Origin of the sequence: Phenylobacterium sp. (assembly GCF_030680185.1) — a bacterium.
GTDB lineage: Bacteria > Pseudomonadota > Alphaproteobacteria > Caulobacterales > Caulobacteraceae > Phenylobacterium.
In genome coordinates, this window is record NZ_JAUXVZ010000053.1 from 74,932 (window position 1) to 96,297 (window position 21,366).

The 21,366-nt window shown below is 69.1% G+C and carries 19 protein-coding genes; 4 read left to right on the plus strand and 15 right to left on the minus strand.

Annotation, left to right across the window (positions count from 1 at the left end; all coding sequences use genetic code 11):
- From atzF to Q8L83_RS12510, 5 genes are read right to left on the minus strand one after another with little or no spacing between them, the layout of a single operon-like run.
- Positions 1–1,779, minus strand: coding sequence for an allophanate hydrolase (gene atzF / locus Q8L83_RS12490; protein ID WP_305287403.1), 1,779 nt, complete (start codon positions 1,777–1,779; stop codon positions 1–3).
- Positions 1,780–1,793: 14 nt separating this feature from the next.
- Positions 1,794–5,408, minus strand: a complete 3,615-nt coding sequence (uca, locus tag Q8L83_RS12495) for an urea carboxylase (protein ID WP_305287405.1) — start codon at positions 5,406–5,408, stop codon at positions 1,794–1,796.
- Between the two features lie 14 nt (positions 5,409–5,422).
- Positions 5,423–6,055: an urea amidolyase associated protein UAAP2 gene (locus Q8L83_RS12500; protein ID WP_305287407.1), complete on the minus strand. Its 633-nt coding sequence runs from the start codon at positions 6,053–6,055 to the stop codon at positions 5,423–5,425.
- 12 nt (positions 6,056–6,067) lie between these two features.
- On the minus strand, positions 6,068–6,898 hold the full coding sequence (locus tag Q8L83_RS12505; protein WP_305287409.1) for an urea amidolyase associated protein UAAP1: 831 nt from the start codon (positions 6,896–6,898) through the stop codon (positions 6,068–6,070).
- A complete protein-coding gene (locus Q8L83_RS12510) occupies positions 6,895–7,377 on the minus strand; it encodes a CopG family ribbon-helix-helix protein (RefSeq protein WP_305287410.1) in 483 nt (160 codons plus the stop codon). Before Q8L83_RS12510 ends, Q8L83_RS12505 begins: the two co-directional genes overlap by 4 nt.
- A 280-nt stretch (positions 7,378–7,657) precedes the next feature.
- Here Q8L83_RS12510 and Q8L83_RS12515 point away from each other — a divergent pair, with 280 nt between their 5' ends.
- From Q8L83_RS12515 to Q8L83_RS12525, 3 genes are read left to right on the plus strand one after another with little or no spacing between them, the layout of a single operon-like run.
- Entirely contained in the window at positions 7,658–8,956 is a 1,299-nt protein-coding gene (locus tag Q8L83_RS12515; protein ID WP_305287411.1) for a dicarboxylate/amino acid:cation symporter, read from the plus strand.
- Between the two features lie 56 nt (positions 8,957–9,012).
- Positions 9,013–10,278 carry a potassium/proton antiporter gene (locus tag Q8L83_RS12520; protein ID WP_305287412.1) on the plus strand — a complete coding sequence of 422 codons (1,266 nt, stop codon included), beginning with the start codon at positions 9,013–9,015 and terminating at the stop codon, positions 10,276–10,278.
- Entirely contained in the window at positions 10,275–11,024 is a 750-nt protein-coding gene (locus Q8L83_RS12525; RefSeq protein ID WP_305287413.1) for a Sir2 family NAD-dependent protein deacetylase, read from the plus strand. The genes Q8L83_RS12520 and Q8L83_RS12525 overlap by 4 nt, the downstream gene beginning before the upstream one ends.
- Positions 11,025–11,030: 6 nt before the next feature.
- On the opposite strand, the gene Q8L83_RS12530 is transcribed toward Q8L83_RS12525, so the two are convergent.
- The 3 genes from Q8L83_RS12530 to Q8L83_RS12540 all read right to left on the minus strand — a co-directional run bounded on the left by Q8L83_RS12530 (position 11,031) and on the right by Q8L83_RS12540 (position 13,589).
- Positions 11,031–11,648, minus strand: coding sequence for a glutathione S-transferase family protein (locus Q8L83_RS12530; protein WP_305287414.1), 618 nt, complete (start codon positions 11,646–11,648; stop codon positions 11,031–11,033).
- 58 nt (positions 11,649–11,706) lie between these two features.
- Positions 11,707–12,990 carry a bifunctional alpha/beta hydrolase/OsmC family protein gene (locus tag Q8L83_RS12535; RefSeq protein ID WP_305287416.1) on the minus strand — a complete coding sequence of 428 codons (1,284 nt, stop codon included), beginning with the start codon at positions 12,988–12,990 and terminating at the stop codon, positions 11,707–11,709.
- A 110-nt stretch (positions 12,991–13,100) separates the two neighbouring features.
- The gene (locus Q8L83_RS12540) at positions 13,101–13,589 is read right to left on the minus strand and encodes a peroxiredoxin (protein WP_305287418.1); all 489 of its coding nucleotides are present in this window, start codon (positions 13,587–13,589) and stop codon (positions 13,101–13,103) included.
- A 127-nt stretch (positions 13,590–13,716) separates the two neighbouring features.
- Between Q8L83_RS12540 and Q8L83_RS12545 the strand changes: the two genes are divergently transcribed.
- On the plus strand, positions 13,717–14,313 hold the full coding sequence (locus Q8L83_RS12545) for a YqgE/AlgH family protein (RefSeq protein ID WP_305287420.1): 597 nt from the start codon (positions 13,717–13,719) through the stop codon (positions 14,311–14,313).
- Between the two features lie 2 nt (positions 14,314–14,315).
- Here the strand turns inward: Q8L83_RS12545 and Q8L83_RS12550 are convergent, their stop codons facing one another.
- The 7 genes from Q8L83_RS12550 to Q8L83_RS12580 all read right to left on the minus strand — a co-directional run bounded on the left by Q8L83_RS12550 (position 14,316) and on the right by Q8L83_RS12580 (position 21,311).
- On the minus strand, positions 14,316–15,974 hold the full coding sequence (locus Q8L83_RS12550; protein ID WP_305287422.1) for a bifunctional diguanylate cyclase/phosphodiesterase: 1,659 nt from the start codon (positions 15,972–15,974) through the stop codon (positions 14,316–14,318).
- Positions 15,975–16,000: 26 nt separating this feature from the next.
- Entirely contained in the window at positions 16,001–16,612 is a 612-nt protein-coding gene (locus Q8L83_RS12555) for a GNAT family N-acetyltransferase (protein ID WP_305287424.1), read from the minus strand.
- 67 nt (positions 16,613–16,679) lie between these two features.
- A complete protein-coding gene (locus Q8L83_RS12560) occupies positions 16,680–17,951 on the minus strand; it encodes a pitrilysin family protein (protein ID WP_305287426.1) in 1,272 nt (423 codons plus the stop codon).
- Between the two features lie 3 nt (positions 17,952–17,954).
- Entirely contained in the window at positions 17,955–19,346 is a 1,392-nt protein-coding gene (gene thrC / locus Q8L83_RS12565) for a threonine synthase (protein ID WP_305287428.1), read from the minus strand.
- Positions 19,346–20,080, minus strand: a complete 735-nt coding sequence (locus Q8L83_RS12570; protein ID WP_305287429.1) for an SURF1 family protein — start codon at positions 20,078–20,080, stop codon at positions 19,346–19,348. The genes thrC and Q8L83_RS12570 overlap by 1 nt, the downstream gene beginning before the upstream one ends.
- Positions 20,073–20,432 (minus strand): DUF983 domain-containing protein, encoded by a 360-nt coding sequence (locus Q8L83_RS12575; protein WP_305287431.1) that lies wholly within the window; start codon positions 20,430–20,432, stop codon positions 20,073–20,075. Before Q8L83_RS12575 ends, Q8L83_RS12570 begins: the two co-directional genes overlap by 8 nt.
- 3 nt (positions 20,433–20,435) lie before the next feature.
- Positions 20,436–21,311 (minus strand): cytochrome c oxidase subunit 3, encoded by an 876-nt coding sequence (locus Q8L83_RS12580; protein ID WP_305287433.1) that lies wholly within the window; start codon positions 21,309–21,311, stop codon positions 20,436–20,438.
- Positions 21,312–21,366: the final 55 nt, after the last annotated feature.

A 21,366-nucleotide genomic window follows, 5' to 3' on the forward strand; every position in this document is an offset into this window, starting at 1 on the left:
TCAGGCCAGGCTGGCGATATAGGCGCGCCAGCCGCCCAGATGGGTGATGTCCGTGGCGCCGGTCAGGGCCCGGGGCTCGGCGACAAAGCCCTTCACGGTCGTCCCGTCCTCCAGGCTCACCGTGCCGATGGCGAGCGGCGCCGGCACCTCGGCGGTGAAGCTGCCGAAGCCCGCCAGGTCCAGTTCGTACACCTCGACCTCGATGGCCGCGCCCTCGTCCTCGCCCACATGGATCAGGGCCGGCTTCGGCGGCGTGGTCTCGGCCATGGCGTAGAGCCTGTAGGCCGGCGCCGTGCGGGTGCGGGCCACCAGCCGCGCGTCGCGGGAGGTCAGCTGCCAGTGCAGCGGCATGCCGGCCAGGTGGGCGCCGACGACACTCAGTTTGACGGTCTGCGGCTTGCCGGTGATGTCGAGCTCAGGGGCGGCGGGCATGGGACGGATCTCCTCATAGCGACGGGCGAGGTCGAGCAGGGCGGCGTCGGCCCAGGCCGGACCGATCAGGGTGACGCCAAAGCCGGTGCCATTGTCCCGGTAGCCGGCGGGCACGGCGATGGCGCTCATGTCGAGCAGGTTCACGAAGTTGGTATAGAGGCCAAGATTGGCGTTCAGCGCGAAGGGCTCGGCCAGCACCTCGCTGATCCGGTAGATGGTCGGCGCCGTCGGCAGCAGCAGGACGTCGATGGTCTCCCACAGGGCCTGGGCTGCGCGGGCGTGGTCCTGCAGCGCGTAAAGGCCCTTGAAAGTCTCCAGGCCCGAGACGCCGAAGCCGGTCTGGACAATGGCCCGCACCACGGGGTGGACGGCGGCCGACCGGGTGCGCAGCAGGTCCTCGATGGCGGCGGTGCGCTCGGCCACCCACGGCCCGGCATAGAGCAGCTGGGCGGCCTCCAGCAGGGGGGCGATATCCACCTCCACCAGGGTCGCCCCGGTGGCCGCCAGGCGGGCGATGGCCTGGTCGTAGAACCGTTCCGACGCCGCATCGCCCAGATAGTTGAGCTGATCCAGACGCGGCACGCCCATCCGGTAGGCGGCGCCCAGGGCCGGCGCGGGCGGACCGGGCTGGCGTGAATATGGATCGGTGGGGTCAAACCCCGCGGCCACGGAGTCCACCAGGGCAGCATCAGCGGCGGTCGCGGTGAAGACGGTGATGCAGTCCAGGGACCGGCAGGCCGGGACCAGACCCGAGGTACTCCAGCTTCCCTTGGTGGGTTTCAGCCCCACCAGGCCGTTGAAGGCGGCCGGCACCCGGCCAGACCCTGCGGTGTCGGTGCCCAGCGCAAAGGCCACGAGGCCAGCCCCCACCGCCACGGCGCTGCCTGAACTGGAGCCGCCGCTCACATAGTCGCGGTTGAACACGCAGCCCGGAATTCCATAGGGCGTGCGGCTGCCCACCAAGCCGGTGGCGAACTGGTCGAGATTGGTCTTGCCCATCATCACCGCCCCGGCCGCCTGCAGGCGGGCGACCACGGTGGCGGTCTCCTCCGGGGCATAGGCATAGGCGGGGCAGGCCGCGGTGGTGGGCAGGCCGGCGACGTCGATATTGTCCTTCACCGCAAAGGGGACGCCAGCCAGGGGAAGGTCCTCGCCGGCGGTGATCCGCGCATCGACCGCCCGGGCGGCGGCCAGCACGTCCTCAGGCCTAGGACGTTCGATCCAGGCCTGGGGCTGGACGGCGTCATAGGCGGCGATCCGCGCCAGGCTATCGCGGACGACCTGCTCGGCGGTCTGGCGGCCTGACCGGACCTCGGCGGCGATGGCGGCGACAGACAGGCGGTCCATAGGCGGGCTCCGGCTCAGGCGGGTTCGATGGCGATCATCGGCGCGCCGGGCGCGATGGCCTGGCGTTCCTGGGCGTAGACCTGGCGGACAACCCCGGCGCTGGGGCTGGCCACGTCGCACTCGGTCTTCATGGCCTCGATGATGGCAATGATGGCGCCCTTCTCGACCCGGTCGCCGGGCTGGACCAGCATCTTCCAGACGCTGCCGCCCAGGGGCGCTTCGACCAGCTCGGCGCCGTCAGGGACTACGATTTCCGGCGCCTCGGCCACATCGTCGGCGGCGCTGGCCAGGGCCTCGACCCGGGCGAACTCGCCCCGGCGTTCCCACTCGGCGCGCTCGGCGTCGAAGGCGGCCTCGCGGGTGGTCTGGAAGGCCTCGATGCTGCCGGCGTTGTCAGCCAGGAAGCGGCGGTAGTCCGACAGGCGGAAGGTCTCCTGGTCGATGCGGATTTCCCGCCGCCCCAGCGGGAAGTCGCGACGCCACTCGGTCAGCTCCTCGTGGCTGACCGGGAAAAACCGGATCTGGTCGAAGAAGCGCAACAGCCAGGGCTTGCCCTCGGTGAAGGCGTTTGTCTGGCGATAGGTGTTCCACACCTGGATGGTGCGGCCAAACAGCTGATAGCCGCCCGGGCCCTCCATCCCATAGACGCACATATAGGCCCCGCCGATGCCCACCACATTGGGCGGCGTCCAGGTGCGGGCGGGGTTGTACTTGGTGGTCACCAGCCGGTGGCGGGGATCGATGGGGGTCGCCACCGGGGCGCCCAGATAGACGTCGCCCAGACCCATCACCAGATAGCGGGCGTCGAAGACGATGCGGTGGACATCGTCCTCGCTGGCGAGGCCGTTGATCCGCCGGATGAACTCGATGTTGTCCGGGCACCAGGGGGCGTCGTCCCGCACCGAGGCCATGTACTTGTCGATGGTCTCGTAGATGGCCGGGTCCTTCCACGAGAGCGGCAGGTGGACCACGCGGGAGGGGATTTCGAAATCGTCGAGACCGCCCAGCCGGTCCTCGGCGTCGGTCAGCGCGCGCAACAGCTCGGCCTGCGACAGGACGCGGCTGTCATAGTGAACCTGCAGCGACCGGATGCCCGGCGTGATGTCGATGACGCCGGGCAGAGCCATGGCCTTGAGCTCCAGCATCAGGGCGTGGATTCGCAGGCGCAGCTCGAGATCCAGGACGATGGGGCCGTACTCCACCAGCAGGTGGCGGTCCCCCTGGCGGCGATAGACGGCGCGGGGCCGGTGGCCTTCGGCCTCCATGACGCCGAGGATCGGGCTGTCGCTGGAGAGCACGGCGGGCGCAGGCGCCTGCGGCATGGCCGGCGGCGGGGCGCCGACGATCAGGGCGTCCTGCGCCTTCTCCGCCGCCACGGCCGCATCGTCGCTGACCACCTGGAAGGTCACCGTATCGCCCGGCGCCAGCTGGCCGACCTTCCACAGATCGGCCTGAATGATCACGAAGGGGCAGACAAACCCCCCCAGCGATGGCCCATCCGGCCCCAGGATGATCGGCATGTCGCCGGTGAAGTCCACCGCGCCGATGGCGTAGGCGTTGTCGTGGATGTTGGAGGGGTGCAGCCCCGCCTCACCCCCGTCGCGGCGCGCCCATTGCGGCTTCGGGCCGATCAGCCGCACGCCGGTGCGGTTGGAGTTGTAGTGCGCCTTCCACTGGGCGCTGGCGATCATCGCCACGTCGTCCTGGGTGAAGAAGTCCGGCGCGCCGTGGGGACCGGCCAGCACGCGCAGGCTCCAGGTCTTGGACAGCGACGGCCGCTGGTCCGGCTCCAGCAAGGCCCGCGGCGGCCCGACCAGGCCATCGCCGACCCGCAGGACGTCGCCGGCGGCCAGGGTGCGACCGGCATGGCCGCCGAACCCGCCCAGGGTGAAGCTCGACCGGCTGCCCAGATAGGCCGGCACGTCGATGCCGCCGCGGATCAGGAGATAGGCCCGGAGCCCCGCCCCCTTGACCCGTCCGAGCTTCAGGGTCTGGCCCGCGGCGATCTGGAACGGGACGTAGGGCTCGATCGGCGCCCCGTCGAGACTCGCCTCCAGAGCCGCGCCAGCCAGGCAGACCGAGGCGGTGCGGTTGAACAAGAGCGTGGGGCCAAGGGCGGTGATCTCCAGCCCCGCGGCGGTCTCCATATTGCCCAGCAGGCGGTTGCCCAGGCGGAAGGCCAGCGCGTCCATCGGACCCGAGGGCGGCACGCCCACGTCCCAATAGCCCTGCCGCCCGGGATAGTCCTGCACGGTGGTCGCCGGTCCACCGCTCAGCACACGGATCGTCTGCGGCTGGAAAGCGATGTCGGCCAGCGCCCGGGTCGAGACCTGGCCAGAAACAAAGGCCTCGCTGCGGGCCACCTGGCGCAGCCATTCCAGATTGGTCTCCAGCCCCGCCAGGCGCGTGTCATCCAGCGCCGTCTGCAGGGCCGCCACCGCCTGGTCGCGATCCGGCGCGGTGACGATCAGCTTGGCCAGCAGAGGATCGTAGAAGGCGCTGACCTCGGTCCCGTCCACCACCCAGGAGTCGGCGCGAACATCGTCGGGGAAGCGAACCTCGGTCAGGACGCCGGAGCTTGGCCGGTAGTCCTGGCCCGGGTCTTCGGCATAGAGCCTGGCCTGGATCGAAGCGCCGCGGGGGGCGGCTTCGAAGCCGCCCAGGAAACCATAGTCGCCGGCCGCGCCGCGGATCATCCAGGCCACCAGGTCGACGCCAGTGACCTGCTCGGTCACCCCATGCTCGACCTGCAGCCGGGTGTTCACCTCCAGGAAGAAGAAGTCGTCGCGCTCGGCGTCATAGAGAAACTCCACCGTGCCGGCCGAACGGTAACGGGCCGCCGAGGTCAGCCGCACGGCGGCTTCGATCAGGGCGGCGCGAGTGGCGGCCGGCAGGTGCGGGGCGGGCGTCTCCTCGATGACCTTCTGGTTGCGCCGCTGTAGCGAACAGTCCCGCTCGCCCAGAGCGACCACATTCCCCTGGCCATCGCCGAAGACCTGCACCTCGATGTGCCGGGCCTGGCGCACATAGCGCTCCAGGAAGACCCCGCCGTCCGAGAAGTTGCTGCCGGCCAGGCGGGTGACCGCAGCAAAGGCCTCGGCCACGGCGGCCTCGTCCTCGCAGACCCGCATGCCGATGCCGCCGCCGCCGGCGGTGGCCTTCAGGATCACTGGGAAGCCGATCGCCTTCGCCGCCTCGCTGGCAACGCTGGCGTCGGTCAGCAGATCGGTGCCTGGCGCGAGCGGCACGCCCTGGGCCTGGGCCAGGTCGCGGGCCGTGTGCTTCAGGCCAAAGGCGCGGATATTGTCCGGCGTCGGACCGATGAAGGCGATGCCGGCCGCCTCGCAGGCCTCGGCGAAGGCCACGTTCTCGCTGAGAAACCCATAGCCGGGATGGATGGCCTGGGCGCCCGTCGCCCGGGCCGCGGCCAGGATGGCCTCGACGTCAAGATAGGACTGGGCCGCCGGCGCCGGGCCGATCCGCACCGCCTCGTCGGCCTGGCTGACATGGAGCGAGCCGGCGTCGGCGTCGGAGAACACCGCCACCGAAGCCACGCCCATGTCCTTGAGCGTGCGCAGGATGCGGCAGGCGATGGCGCCGCGGTTGGCGACGAGTACCTTGGTGAACACTGAACTGGCCCTGCTCAGGCGGCGATGATCATGCGCACCGGCGTCGGATTGAAGCCGTTGCAGGGGTTGTTGATCTGCGGGCAGTTGGAGACCACCGCCACCAGATCCATCTCGGCGCGGATATCCACATAGAGACCCGGCGCCGAGATGCCGTCGACGATGCCGAGCGCCCCGTCAGACTCCACCGGCACGTTCATGAACCAGTTGATGTTCGAGACCATGTCGCGCTTGCCCCGCCGATGGCGGGCGTTGGCCTGCAGGAAGTTCTCGACGCAGGCGTGCTGGCCCTTGGTGTGGTGGCCATAGCGCAGGGTGTTGCTCTCGCAGGAGCAGGCCCCACCGATGGTGTCGTGATAGGCCACCGAGGTGCCCAGCACCGTCGCCATCGGGTTTCCCTCGTTGGACAGCAGCACTGAACCGGTCCGTAGGAAGATGTTGCCTTGAGCTGCGATGGTGTCCTGGGCGCTGTAGCGCTCGGCGTCGTCGGCAAGCGCATACATCAGGAAGTCCACGGCCTGGTTCCCCTCCAGGTCGATGATCCGCAGCACCTCGCCCTTGCGCACCACGTGATCCCAAGGGGCCAGGGCGGGCACGATCTCGTCGTGCAAGACGGGGCCAGGCAGTCCGGCCAGGGCTTGATCGGTCATGGCGGCGCCCCTCTAGCGACGGAAATAGTCTTCGACGTTCAGGAAGGCCCGCAGGCCCTCCGGCGTCGCGTTTCGGATGGGATCGTCCACGGCCGTCACCAGGCCGCGCCAGGCGCTGACCCGCAGCGGCGTGACGCTGTAGTCGGGCCGGGGGTCGCGAACGTGGGGGCAGTTGGCGAGCACCACGATCACGTCCATCTCGGCGCGCAAGGTCAGGGCGCGACCGGGGGGATAGGGACCCACCTGCGTCTCCACGGCGCCTTCGGGATCGATCTTCACCCCCTTGAACCAGTTGATGCAGGGGTGGATGTCCTTGCGGCCCAGACCAAACTTGGCGAGCGCCAGGGAGAAGCGGTCGCGGGCGTTGGGGTGGGGTCCCCAGTTGTCGCCGGCGCCATAGAGTCGCGCATTGGAGGCCGCATTGGACGCCCCGCAGAAGGCGTCGTGGGTCTCGGCGCCGTCCTCCAGCAGGCTCATCATCACCCGGCCCATGTCCGAGAGCAGCAGGCGGCCCTGGCCCAGATAGGCGTTCCACTGGACCTTGACGGTGTCGGCGACATTCAGCCGCTCGACGGGGTTCTCGGCGTTGAACAGCAGCATGGAGGCGCAGGCGTCTCCGGCCAGGTCCACGAGGCGCAGCCGCGCGCCGCGGTTCAGCCGCTTGGCGGCGTAGCCCCCGGCCCCGATCGTCTCTTCCCAGAGCATGTCTTGAGCCGCCACGCCGTTCGGGAGGTCGGTCGCCGCGCTCGGTGGCAAGGTCGGCATGGCCTCGACACGCGTAGCGCCTTGGGCGCGAGCATGGGCCTGGGCGCTTTTGGGATCGGCGGTGGACGAGGCGTTCATGCCGCGCCTCCGGCCTGGGCGGTCTTGCCCCCGCGACCGTGGGCGTGCAGCGGCGGCAGCAGGGCGCGGGTGGTGACGAGGCGGATCTGATGCACCCCGCGGATCCGGCGCAGTTCGTCACAAAGCATATGCAAGCGCTCCGAAGGCCCCTGGACCAGCAGCACCTCCAGGGACTGGTCGTCCTCCAGGAAGACGTGCTGGGAGGAGATGACCTCTTTCAGGAAAGACCCCTGCGCCTGGGCCAACGCCTGACGCACCCGGCCGCTCTCGGCCCGATAGATCAGGGTGATGGTGCCAGCCAGGATGGCGCCATCGCGGCCTTCGCTGTGCTCGGCCAGTTCGTGGCGAATCAGCTCGGCGATCATCTGCGAACGGCTGGGCAGGTCGCGCTCGGCCACCATCGCGTCGAGCTGGGCCAGGAGTTCGGCCGGCAGGCTGACGCTGAGGCGGGCGAGCTGGGAAATCGGTTCCACGGTCATGGGGCGATCTTGGCTCCGTTATTACGTTGGTCAATTTTCGTAATACCGAATGACGCGTCGGTCCAGGCCCCGCCTGAGACTTGGGCGCCCGACCCACTGAGGCGCCTATCGCGCGGGCGCCGGGCCAGACGGCCTCCCTGCGCCCAAGGAAGGCCGCCCACGGCCCTTGCCCAGCCGCCCTCTGGCGACCAGTCGGGCGAGAGTGATTGGCGCAGACCGATAACCTCCCTAACCTGCGCCGAACCGCCGCCTTAGCGCGGCACAGTTTCAAGAGAGTCGCATGACCGATTCGCCGCCGAGCCCCGTCGCCGAGGCGCCCGCCAAACGCACCCTGCTTCAACGCTGGTGGTTTGATGTCGTCCTGTGGAAGCGGATCCTGCTGGCCCTGGTCCTCGGCGTGATCGCCGGTCTGCTGCTCGGGGAACAGGCCAACGCCATCAAATGGATCGGCGATCTGTTCGTGCGGCTGATCCGCATGATCGTCGTGCCCCTGGTCTTCGTCTCCATCGTCGCCGGCGTGGCGGGCATGGGCGACCCCAAGCGGCTGGGCTCCATCGGCGCCAAGACCATCTTCCTCTACCTGCTGACCACCGCCATCGCCGTTGGCGTCGGCATGGTCATGGGCGCCGTGTTCGGTCCCGGTAAAGGCGTCACCTTCGAAGGCGTCACGCCCGAGGCGGTCGGCACAGCCCCGCCGGTCAGCGAACAGCTGCTCGGCATCGTGCCCCTGAACCCCATCCAGGCCCTGGCCAATGGCGATATCCTGGCGGTGATCTTCTTCTCATTCCTGGTGGGCGCAGCGATCCTGGCCGTCGGCGAAAAGGCCGACCCGATCCGCAAGCTGTTCGACTCTGGCGTGGATATCGTCCTCTACATCACCCGCCTGGTGATGGAGGTCGCCCCCTTCGGCGTCTTCGCCCTCATGGCCTGGGTGATGGGCACGGCGGGTCTGAGCGTCTTCTACAACATCTTCCTGCTGGCCGCGGCCCTGCTGGTCGGGTGCATCCTGCACATACTGGTCGTGCACGGGGGCATGCTGCGGCTGCTGGCCGGCCTGCCAATCTGGCCCTTCTTCCGCGATATTCCCGACGCGGTGATGGTGGCCTTCTCCACCTCGTCCAGCGCCGCGACCCTGCCGGTCTCCATGCGGGTGGCCGAGAAGAACCTCGGCGTCAGCCATACGGTGGCCTCCACCGCCCTGCCGCTGGGCACCACCGTCTCCATGGATGGCACGGCCCTCTATATCGGCCTGCTGGCCATGTTCACCGCCCAGGCGTTCGGCATCGAGCTGACGCTCACCCAGTACTTCCTGGCGGGCCTGACCACGATCCTGGTCTCCGTGGGCACAGCGCCCATTCCGTCGGCCTCGCTGTTCATGCTGGCCGCGGTGCTGACCACCATGGGCGTCTCGCCCGAGCAGACCGCCCTGGTCGTCGGCTTCGTCCTGCCCTTCGACCGCCTGCTCGACATGACCCGGACGGTCGCCAACAACACCTCCGACCTCGCCGTGGCGGTCACCGTCGCCAAGTGGGAGGGCGAACTGGACGAGGAGTCCTACCGCGCCAAGCCCGTCGAATGAGGCTTTACGCGCGCCAGGGCTTGCGGGCGGCGGGAGCATGGACGAACTAGAGCGTCATGCTGTCGCTCACGCCTGAACTCTTCCTGCTCGTCACCGGCGTGCTCCTGTTGACCACGGTCCTGGCCGGCACCTTGTCCAGCCGGTTCGGGGTCCCGGCCCTGATCGGCTTTCTGGCGCTGGGCATGCTGGCGGGTTCCGACGGACCCGGCGGCATCGGCTTCGCCGACTATCAGGTGGCCCAGACCATCGGCGTGGCCTGCCTGATCTTCATCCTCTTCTCCGGGGGGCTCGACACCCCCTGGAAGGCGGTCCGGCCCGTCCTGACGCCCGCCCTGGTCCTGGCCACGGTGGGGGTGGTGATCAGCGCCGGCATCGTCAGCCTGACGGCCATCCTGCTGCTGGACTTCAGCCTCCTGCAGGGCTTCCTGCTGGGCAGCGTGGTGGCCTCCACCGACGCCGCCGCCGTCTTCGCAGTCCTGCGCAACCAGGAGACCAAGATCCGCGAGGACGTGCTGGCCCTGATCGAGTTGGAGAGCGGCTCCAACGATCCCATGGCCATCTTCCTGGTCGGGGTCGCCCTGGCCCTGATCGCCGTGCCCTCGACGCCGCTGCTGACCTTCGTGCCGGACTTCCTGCTGCAGATGATCCTCGGCGCCGCCATCGGCCTGGCCATCGGCTACGGGTTCACCATTATCCTCACCCGCGCCAAGCTTCGCCAGGGCGGTCTCTTCCTGGTGGTTTCGGTGGCCGCGGCCCTCCTGGCCTTCGGCCTGGCCGGCGTGCTGACGGGAAGTGGGTTCCTCGCCGCCTATGTGGCCGGCGTCCTGGCCGGCAACCGCGACTATCCTGGCCGCCGCGCGGTGTCGCAATTTCAGGATGGCCTGGCGTGGCTGGCCCAGGTGGTGATGTTCCTGACCCTGGGCCTGGTGGTCTTCCCCCACCAGTTGCCCGGTGTCGCCCTCGACGGTCTGGCCATCACGGCCGTCCTGATGCTGGTGGCGCGGCCGGCCAGCGTCTTCATCAGCCTCGCCCCCTTCCGCCAGTTCGACTGGCGGACCAAGCTGTTCGTCTCATGGGCCGGCCTGCGCGGCGCGGTGCCCATCGTCCTGGCCACCTTCGGCATCGTGGCTGGAGTCGACGACGCCCAGGCGATGTTCAACATCGTCTTCTTCGTCGTTCTGGCCTCCAGCGTGATCCAGGGACCGACCATCGGCATGCTGGCCACACGGCTTGGCCTGGATCGCAAGACGCCCCCCAAGACGCCTCCAAAGGCCCCGCCCGCAGCCGCCCCGGCGGCCAAGGTCGAGGAGACGGCGGCATGAGCCGCCGCCGCGATCTCGCCGACCTGATCGCGCGAGCCCAGAACATCGTCGTCTTTACCGGCGCCGGCATCTCCACGGAGTCCGGAATCCCGGACTTCCGCAGCCCCGGCGGGGTGTGGAGCAAGATGAAGCCCATCTATTTCCAGGAGTTCGTGGCCAGCGAGGAAACCCGCCGCGAAGCCTGGACCCGCGCCTTCGCCGGCCGCGCCGGCTGGACCGGCCGCGAGCCGAACGCCGGCCACCATGCCGTGGCCCGCCTGGTGGCCAGGGGGAAGGTCAGCGCCGTCATCACGCAGAATGTCGATAATCTGCACCAGGCCTCGGGCGTGCCGGCCGAACGGATCATCGAGCTGCACGGCAACGCCAGCTACGCCGCCTGCCTGGCCTGTGGCCTCCGGCACGAACTGGCGCAGCTGAAGCACGAGTTCGAAGCCACCGGCGACATCCACACCTGCTACGAGTGCGGCGAGCTGGTGAAGACCGCCACCATCTCCTTCGGTCAGGCCATGCCTGAGGCGCCGATGAAGCGCGCCACGGCGGCGGCTCTGTCCTGCGACCTCTTCCTGGTGCTGGGCTCGTCGCTGGTGGTCTATCCGGCGGCGGAGTTTCCTCTGCTCGCCAAGCGCCGCGGCGCGGCCCTGGCCATCGTCAACCGCGAGCCGACCGACCAGGACGAGGCGGCCGACCTCGTCGTCCATGACGAGATCGGACCGACCCTCAGCGAGATCGTCCCCGTCGACAGCTAAGCCGGCTCAGACCGCGGCGCTGGGCCGGCCCTTCACCCGCTCGAACCATGCCGGCAGCCATTTGGCGTCGGCCGGCAGAGGCTGGCCGACCTGGTTTCCGAAGGCCAGGAAGCAGAACAGCAGGATGTCGGCCAGGCTGAAGCGATCGCCGCAGACGAAGTCGCGCCCCTCCATCAGCCCATCGAGCCAGAGGATCTTGTCCTTGGCGATCGCCTTCAGATCCTCGGCCGCCTCGGCCCGCACCAGGCGGAAGCGGCTCTCGAACAGCGGGCGGCCCTCGGCGGCGCGGAAACCGCTGGTCAGGGGCTCGACGATGTTGAGGTCGATCCGGCGGGTCCACGTGCGGGTCTCGGCCCGCTGCTCCGGCGTCGCGCCGATCAGCACCGGCTGGGGGGCGATCTCCTCCAGATATTCGCAGATGGCGGTGATCTCGCAGACGACGGTCCCATCATCCAGCTCCAGCGCCGGCATCTGGCCGGCCACATTGACCTTCTGGGCGTAAGGCGGCTGACGGTTCTCCCCCTTCATCAGGTCCACCTGCTGTTGCGGGATATCCAGGCCCTTCTCGGCCATGAACATGCGCACCACGTGCGGATTGGGCCCGACGGAATTGTAGAACTTCATGACGGCGTCTCCCTCGCTCTCGTTGGCGCGGAGTTGACGGGATTCACCTCGGGTCAGGTCAAGCCTGTTCGGGGCAGGGGGTCGCCGGATCATCGTCGGCGCAGGCCTCGTCCATGCGCGCATAGTGATCGCCCCGGTCGATGGCCTCCAGGGTCGGCGCAGGCTCGGGCCGGGCCCGCGTGGTGACCTCGCCGCCCTCGGTGAGGGTGCGGTGGACTGGGCATTTCTCGGCGATCTCGAGGATCTTGGCGGTCTGATCGGCGTCGAGCTCGCCTTCGAGGCCAATCTCGCGGACGAACCGGTCCTTGGTCGTCGCCGTGCGCGCCTCATGGGTGACCTCGACGCTGATCTTGGCGAGCGGCCAGCCCTTGCGGTCGGCATAGAGCCGGCAGGTCATGGCCGTGCAGGCGCCGAGCGCCGCGCCCAGCAGGTCGTAAGGACTTGGCCCCGAATCCAGGCCGCCCACATCGACGGGCTCGTCGGCCAGGAACCGTATCGGGCCGGCCTGGACGGCCACCTGGAACTTGCCGAGCCCCGTCTCCTCCACCCTCACCGCTTCGCGCGAGACCTCCGCAGCAGGTTCCGGCGCGGTGAGATAGCGGGCCGCCCAGGCGGCGATGACGGCGGCGGCATAGTCGGAGTCCGCCGTAGCGCTCAGCAGGTGGTCGGCGTCGTCCAGGGAGATGAAGCTCTTGGGGTGGCGGGCGGCCACGAAGATCTCGGTGGCGTTGTCGATGCCCACCACCTCGTCCCGCGGCGCATGCAGGATCAGCAGGGCGCGCTTGAGGTGGGCGATCCGCTGGGTCTGGTCCTGCTCGGCCAGGTCGGCGATGAAGCCTGCGCCCAGTTCGAACTTGCGGCCGGCGATCTCCACGGGAACCGGCCCCTCGATCTCGCCCGACGCCTCTGCGCCTTCGATATGGCGCAGCACGTGCTCGGCCGAGGCCGGCGCATTGACCACGGCCACGGCGCGCACGGTGGGGCATTGGCCAGCGGCGGCCAGGACTGCCGCGCCGCCGAAGCTGTGGCCGACCAGCACCTGCACCTCATGGCCCGCGGCGTTCATCGCCTCGACGGCGCTCACCACATCGGCGACGTCGCTGGACAGGCCAGCGCCAAAATCCCCCTCGCTCTCGCCCAGGCCGGTGAAGTCGAAGCGCAGCACGCCGAAGCCCTTGTCCGCCAGGGCGCGACTGATCCGGACCGCGGCGTGCGAGCGCTTGTCGCAGGTGAAGCAGTGGGCGAACACCACATAGGCCCGCGGCGGCGAGACGCCCGTCTCCAGCACCCCCGAGAGACGACGCCCGGCTGCATTCTCGAAATCGAATCTCGCACCGGGCATGGGGTCTCCTTTGCGCGCGAATCCGGCGCTTCATGGGCGATCGACGGCGGCCCGCCGGGAGCTTGGCCAGATGACCAAGATCTGACGGTCGTTCCGCCGCCGGACGTTCTCTAGCCGCCGAGCTGGTCCACCAGATACTCGGCCGAGGACACGCGGAATTCGCCGGGCTCCTCGATGTTCAACGACTTCACCACGCCATCCTCGACGATCATGGAATAGCGCTGCGAGCGTTCGCCCATGCCGAACTTGGCGGCGTCCATGGTGAGACCCACCGCGCGGGTGAAGTCGCCGCTGCCGTCGGCCAGCATCATGATGTCGTCGCCCACGGACTGGGACTCGCCCCACGCCTTCATGACGAAGGCGTCGTTGACCGACAGGCAGGCGATCACGTCGACGCCCTGGCCCTTGAGCGTCTCGGCCTTATCCACATAGCCCGGCAGGTGGCGCGCCGAGCAGGTGGGGGTGAAGGCGCCGGGCACGGCGAACAGGGCGACCTTCTTGCCCTTGAACACATCGTCGACGGAGACCGGCTTGGGGCCGTCCAGGGTGGCTTGGGTGAGGGTGACTGCGGGCAGCTTGTCGCCGACTTTGATGGTCATGGCCGTGCTCCTGAAAGATCGCCGGAATGGGCGCTGGCTCAGCACATAACGCTTTGACCGATCCCTTCAACCTCGGGGGCGGCCAATGCGTCTTGAAAGCGCCGCGTTACACCTCAAACTATAGGTCATGGCCCATATTGACCCCGACGCCGGCCCGCACGGCGGCTACCTCTCCGGACAGCTGCTGATCGCCATGCCTGGCATTGGTGATCCAAGGTTCGAGCGCGCCGTCGTGCTGGTCTGCGCCCACGATGACGAACACGCCATGGGCCTGACCGTCAATCGGCCGGTGGACGGCCTGATGCTGGCCGATCTTCTGGAGCGCCTGGAGATCGAAGCGGCCTCGAAATCCGCGCCCGGTCTCGATGAGCCTATCCTGATCGGGGGCCCGGTGGAGCGCGAGCGGGGTTTTGTCCTTCATACGTCGGACTATCACAGCGAAAGCAGCCTTCCGGTCGGCGAGGGCCTGGCCCTGACCGCCACCCGCGAAGTGCTGGAGGTCCTGGCGCTCGGTCAGGGTCCCCGCCGCAGCGTCATGGCGCTCGGCTATGCCGGCTGGGGCGCCGGCCAGCTGGAGCAGGAGTTGCGCGACAATGTCTGGCTGACCTGTTCGGCTGACGAAGTCCTGCTGTTCGGCGACGACCACGACCACAAATGGTCCCAGGCCCTGGCCAAGCTGGGGGTGGATCCGGGCCTGCTGTCGGCCGCGGCGGGTCAGGCCTAAGCCTAGCCGCGCGCCTTCACCGGCGCGGCGCCGTCCACATAGCTTTCATTGAGATAGACCTCGGCCTCCTGCGCCGAGAGTGCCGGCGCATAGCCGAAGCCCTGGCCGTAGTCGCAACCCAGCGCCAGCAGCTGGCGGGCCATGCCGGCGTTCTCCACGCCCTCGGCGACGACCTCCAGATCCAGATCCTGGCCGAGCTTGACCACGGACGAGACGATCTTGGCCGAGCCGGCGTCGGTGGCCATGGTGCGCACGAAATAGCGGTCGATCTTCAGCGTGTCGAAGGGCAGCCGGGTCAGATAGGACAGCGACGAGAAGCCGGTGCCGAAATCGTCCAGGGCCAGGGCGGCGCCGGCCTGACGCAGGCTGCGCAGGATGACCGCGGCCCGGTCGGGATCGCGCATGACGTCGCTTTCGGTGACCTCCAGCTTCAGGGCGCCCGGCGGCAGGCCGGTGTCGCGCAGAATCTGGATGACGTCGGGAATGAGGTCGGGACGGTCGATCTCGCCGGTGGACAGGTTCACCGCCACGGTCAGCTCGCCTGAGGCCCTGTGGGTGTTGCGCCAGGTGGCCAGCTGGCCAGCGGCTTCCCGCATCATGTGGGCGCCGAGCGCGCTCATCAGCCCCATCTCTTCGCAGAGCGGCAGGAACTGGTCGGGCGCCAGCAGGCCGCGCCGCGGATGGCGCCAGCGCACCAGGGCCTCGAAGCCCGAGAGCGCGCCGGTCGAAAGGCGTACGATCGGCTGGTAGTACGGCATCAGCTCGCCACGCCCGATGGCGCCGCGCAAATCCCCCTCCAGGGCCAGGCGCGACAGGCCGTCGCTCTCCAGGCTTCGGCCATAGGCCGCCGCCCCGCCCCGGCCGCCTGTCTTGGCCGCCTCGACAGCGAGCTCGGCCCGGCGCAGCAGTTCGGCCGCCTCGGGCGCCTCATCGCCGCCCTTGGCCCGCACAGCACCCACCGACAGCGTCGGATGGATATCGAAGCCCGCCACCCGAAGGGGCCGCTCGAGGGCATGACGAAGAATCTCGCTGGTGGGCACGTCGCCCACCGGCGCCAGCACCCCGAATTCATCTTCACCGACGCGGGACAGCAGCACGCCAGGTCGGAAGGCCGCAGCCAGGCGCGAGCCCAGGGCCGCCAGCACCAGGTCGGCGCGCTCATGCCCCAGGGCCTCGTTCAGCCGGCGCAGGCGATCGAGATCGGCCACCACCAGCTCATAGTCGCCGGGGTGCTGCAGATGCTCCCGGGCGCGCAGGATGAAGCTCTTGCGGTCTAGCAGGCCAGTGAGATTGTCGAGGTCCGAGGCGGCGAACTTGGTCTCGGCGGCGACGACGCCTGCGGCGCGGACGCCTTCCTCAAGCCAGACGCCCCGCCAGATGCAGACCCCGCCGCCGCGCATGCGCAGGCGTACGGCGATCTCCGAGCCCGGCTCCTGCACCCGCAGGACGTCGTCCGCGCGGGCCCGATCCTGCGGCAGGGCCAGGGCGCGCATGGCCGCCGACGAGCACTCTGGGGCCAGGGGGCCGAGGCCAAGGGCGCGCGAAGCTCCGGTGAAGCGAAGCTGATCGCGCTCCGGCTCCCAATGCCACAGGGCCACATCGGCCGCGCCCAGCGCTTCCAGTGTGGTGGTGGCGTCCCAGATCCAACGGTCGCTCGGCATGGCCTCTCGAGGCCGGCGATCACCGGCTAAACAGAAACAGCGTCCCCCGACCGGTCGCGCCCACTGCGTGGGGAGACCTGTCCGAACAGGACATGATCTCGCCAAACGCCGTTAATTTTCAGATAAGCCTTGGCGAACCCTTCCTCCTGGAAGCCCGCCTTGGCGAGCAATCGGCGCGAAGCCTCGTTGTGTGGCAGGCAGGCCGCCTCCAGGCGATGGAGCCCCAGCGTGTCGAAGGCGAAGCCATTGAGAGCCCGGGCCGCCGACAGGGTCAGGCCTCGCCGGGCATAGGCATGACCGCACCAGTAGCCCACCGTCCCCATCTGGGCGACGCCCCGTCGGATGTTGGACAGGGTGATCCCGCCGCTCAGCGCGCCGTCGGATTCCTGAAAGACGAAGAAGCTAAAGGCCACGCCAGCCTCGCGATCGCGGGCATAGGCCGACAGGCGGCGACGAAAGGCCACACGGGTCAGGTCATCGGCCGGCCAGGTGGGCTCCCAGGGCTGGAGAAAGGCCCGTGACGCCGCCCGAAGCTCGCGCCACTCCGCATAGTCGGTCGCCCGCGGCGGGCGCAGCAGCACGCCGTCCCCCGCCACCCGCAATCCGCCTTCAGAGGCGATCCAGTCCAACAAAGCCATTCTGGAATTGCGGCCATGAAATGGCGGCCCGTCAAGCGGGGCCGGCCAAGAAGACGCGCGAATTGGGTCAGGCCCGGGCGAACAGGGCCCTGGTGAAGGCCTCGGCCGCCGGGCCGGCCTGGCGCGGTCCCAGCACCGAGACCGCCGCGCGGCCGCTGGCGCACATGGCCGCGCCAAGCCGCGCGAGATCGGCCGGGGTCACCGCTTCGATGCCCGCGGCGATCTCGGAGGGTGGAATGAGCCGATCGAACAGCAGGAGTTGGGCGGCGGTCTGTTCGGCCCGAGCCAGGGGCGACTCTCGCATCATGAACATGGCGCCCTTGAGCTGGGCCTTAGCGCGGGCCAGTTCGGCCTCGCCCACGCTCTCACCGAGGCCCGCGATCTCGCCGGCCGCCACCTTGGCCAGCTCGACGGCGTCCTTGGCGGCGCACCCGGCGAAGACGCCAAGCACCCCCTGGTCGGCATAGGTCTCGCTATAGGCGTCCACGGCATAGGCCAGGCCGCGCTTTTCCCGGGCTTCCTGGAACAGGCGCGAAGCCATGCCGCCGCCGAGGATTTCGGCGAACAGGCGCAGGGCGAAGTAGTCGGGATCGCCCACGCCGACGCTCGGCAGCAGGAAGACCAGATTGGCCTGCTCCAGCGCCTTGACGCTGACCGCCTGACCGCCGGTGAAGAAGGCCGGCGGCGCGATCGAGGGGCCGGCGGCCGGAGACCTGGCGGCGCCGAAGTCCCGCTCGGCCAGGGCCAGCAGGGCGGCTTCGTCCACGGCGCCGGCGGCGCTGACCACCAGGAACTGGGGGTCATAGAGGCTGGCGCGCCAGTCCGACAGGCTGGCTGGATCGGCGCTGGCGATCGAGCCAGTCGTGCCCAGGATCGAGCGGCCCAGGGGCTGATCGGCATAGGCGGCGGCCTGCGCCATTTCGAACACCAGATCGTCGGGCGTGTCGGCCGCCTCGGCGATTTCCTGGCCGACCACCTGCTTTTCCCGGGCGAGGTCGCCTGCGTCCATGCGCGGCGCCAGGACCAGATCGGCCAGCACCGCCGAACCCAGGTCCAACCCGCCGGCCAGGCAACGCACCTGGAAGCTGGTGCGCTCATAGCCGGTGGCGGCGTTGATCTGCCCGCCCTGGGCCTCGATGGCCTCGACGATCTCCATGGCCGACCGGTCGCCGGCGCCCTTGAAGACCATGTGCTCCAACAGGTGCGACCAGCCCGATCGGGCCGCATCTTCATACCGCGCGCCCCGGCCGGCCACGACACAGAGGGCCGTCGTCTCAAGTCCCGGGATCGGGTCACAGACGACCCGCACGCCATTGGTCAGGCGATGGACCGACGCCAAGCCCTAGCTCTCGGCGAAGGCGCGGACGCAGGCCTTGATGGCCTCGGCGTCGGCGGGCAGCCGGTCGAACCGCTCGGGCCGCGCCGCCAGGCTCTGGGTCCAGCGCGGCAGGTCCGGCGTCACCGATGTGGCCGCAGCGACTGCCTCGGGGAACTTGGCCGCATGGGCGGTGGACAGCACGATGATAGGGCCGGGCAGATCCCGGGCTTGGCGCAGGGCGGCGACGCCCACGGCGGTATGCGGATCGATCAGTTCGCCGGTCTCGTTCAGCGTTGCCAGCATGGTGCGGGCGGTCTCGTCCTCGCTCACGGCGACGCCGGTGAACAGCTCGCCCATGAAGGTCTGGGCCGCCGGCGGGATGTCGATATGACCCGCCTCGCCAAAGGCGGTGAAGGCGCGCGCGGTCTCCACAGCCTCACGGCGCACGGCCTCGAAATAGAGCCGCTCGAAGTTGGAGGCCGACTGGATGTCCATGGCCGGGCTCTGGGTGGCCATCACCTCGCCGCGGGCATAGCGGCCGTCGGTGAAGGCGCGGGCCAGAATGTCGTTGGAATTGGTCGCCACCACGATGCGCTCGATGGGCAGGCCCATCTGGCGCGCGACGAAGCCGGCGAAGGCGTCGCCGAAATTGCCCGAAGGCACGCAATACGAGATGGCCCGCTCCGGGGCGCCCACGGCGACTGCGGTGGTGAAGTAGTAGACGCTCTGGGCCACGATCCGGGCGAAGTTGATCGAGTTGACGCCGGTGAGATCGACGGCCTGGCGCAGGCTCTGGTCCTGGAAGGCCGCCTTCACGATGGCCTGGCAGTCGTCGAAGGTGCCCTGGACGGCGACGCAGCGGACATTGTCCTCGGTCGCCGTGGTCATGAACCGGCGCTGGACCTCCGAGATCCGGCCCTCGGGGAACAGGGCGCAGACCCGCACATGGGCCCGGCCGCGGAAGGCCTCGACGGCCGCGCCGCCGGTGTCGCCCGAGGTGGCGCAGAGGATGGTCTGCACCCGGTTCTGACCCGCCAGGACGTGCTCATAGAGGCGGGCCAGCAGCTGCATGGCCACGTCCTTGAAGGCCAGGCTCGGCCCATGGAACAGTTCGGCCAGGAAGGCGTCCGGGGCGATCTGCACCAGGGGCACGACGGCGGCGTGGGCGAAGGTGGCGTAGGCCTCCTCGCACATGGCGTTCACCGCATCGCGGGAGATTTCCTCACCGGCGAAGCGCGCCAGAACCTCGGCGGCCACATGGGCGTAGGGCTTTCCGCGGAAGGCGGCGATCTCGGCTTGCGTAAAGCTCGGCCAGGTCTCGGGCACATAGAGCCCGCCGTCGGGGGCGAGCCCGGCCAGGACCGCGTCTACGAAGCCGACCGCCGGGGCCTGGCCCCGGGTGGAGACATACCGCATCAACTCTTCCATCTACGCCAGAGCATGGCGGCATAGACGGCGATAAGGGCGCCCGCAAGGCCGAACCAGGTCAGGGCGTATTCCAGATGGCGGTTGGCGATCTCGCCGGGAAGCGGCGTCGGGTCCAGGTCCGGGAAGTCGGGATTGCTGGAGGTCTCGGCCAGCAGGAAGACCGGGGCCGGCGCTTCGGCGCCCAGGGCCTTGGCCATGGCCGGCACGTCGCTGCCGTACCACAGGTTCTGGGCCGGTTGGTTGTCCGGGGTGACGAAGTTGGGGGCGTCGGGCTCCCGGAGCAGACCGACCACCTCGACCGGCGTCGCGCCGCGCTGTGGGGTCACCGGCGGGCGGGCCGCGACGGTGTCGGGCACGAAGCCCCGATCCACCAGCACGCTGCGATAGGCGCCGCCCTCAACCGGGCAGGCGGAGAACAGCCTCTGGCCAGCCTGGCCGTTCTTGAGGCCGTAGAGCTGCAGAAAGGGGGCGGTGTCGAGCCCTGGGCAGATGAGGCGCACCCGGTAGAAGCCCACATCCTGCCCCTGCCCTGCCCGGGCCAGGATTTCGCCGGCCGGGACCGGCTCGGCGGTGGAGCGGGCCTCGATCTGGGCCAGCAGGTCGGACTTCCAGCCCAGTCGTTGAAGCTGCCAGGTCCCCAGGGCGATCAGGATGGCCAGGGCGACCAGAACCACCAGGGTCAGGCCGATGGGCAGGCGGCGCGTGGCGGCGGTCTCAGTCATCGGATCGGGCTTGGGACGCCCGGTTGGCGATCTGGGCGGCGAGCATCACGCCCTTCATGGGGCGCAGCAGGCCCACCGAGACGATCACCGTCAGCGGCAGCCAGAGCAGAAGGTGAAGCCAGATCGGCGGCGTGAAGGCCAGCTCCACATAGAGGGCGGCGAACGCGATGATGAAGCCGGCGATGAGAATGACGAAGACCGCCGGACCATCGCCCGAATCGGCCTTCGCCAGGTCATAGCCGCAGGCCTCGCACCGGGGCGCGACCTTCAGGAAGCCGTCGAAGAGGTGGCCCTCTCCGCAGTTCGGGCACCGACCAGCGAGACCCGAGAGAAGCGGATTGGGCCGCGTCATCGGCTAGTGCCCGCCAGCCCCGCCAAACACCACGTAGATGAAGGCGAACAGGAAGAGCCAGACCACGTCGACGAAGTGCCAGTACCAGGCGGCCGCCTCGAAGCCGAAATGCTTCTCCGGGGTGAAGCCGCCGCGCATCAGCCGCATCAGGCAGATCAGCAGGAAGATGGTGCCAACCAGAACGTGGAAGCCATGGAAGCCCGTGGCCATGAAGAAGGACGAGCCATAGAGCCCCGAGTTCATCGCGTTCTCGGAGAAGAAATAGTCGTGCGAGAGGATGTGGTGATACTCGTAGAACTGCACCAGGCTGAAGATCACGCCCAGGATCACCGTCAGGATCAGCGCATATTTGGCGCCCTTGCGGTCGCCCTGCTGCAGCGCGTGGTGCGCCCAGGTAACCGTGGTGCCCGAGAGCAGCAGGGTCAGGGTGTTGACCAGGGGCAGGTTCCAGGCCGGCACGGTCTGGATCCCGGCCGGCGGCCATGTGGCCCAGGCCTGGCGGACTTCCTCGATGCTGGAAAGGGTGCGGTGCTCATGGAAGAGCGCCATTTCGAAGAAGATCCAGAACCAGGCGACGAAGAACATCACTTCGGAGGCGATGAACAGGATCATGCCGTATCGAAGGCCGATGGAGACCACCGGGGTATGATCGCCGGCGTTGGCTTCCTTGGTGACGTCGATCCACCAGGCGGTCGCCACCAGCATGATCAGGACAAAGCCCGCGGCGAACAGCCACCAGGTGCCCGCGGGCAGGCCAAAGAGGCCTTTCCACCAGGTCACCAGGCCCACGGCCATGATCGTGGCGCCCAGCGAGGCCAACAAGGGCCACGGGCTGGGATTCACCAGGTGGTAGTCGTGCTTGACGCCTGCTTGGGCCATCTCGGTCCTAACCCCTCATAATCGCGTACCGTCGGCCCGGCTGCTCTCCGCCGAC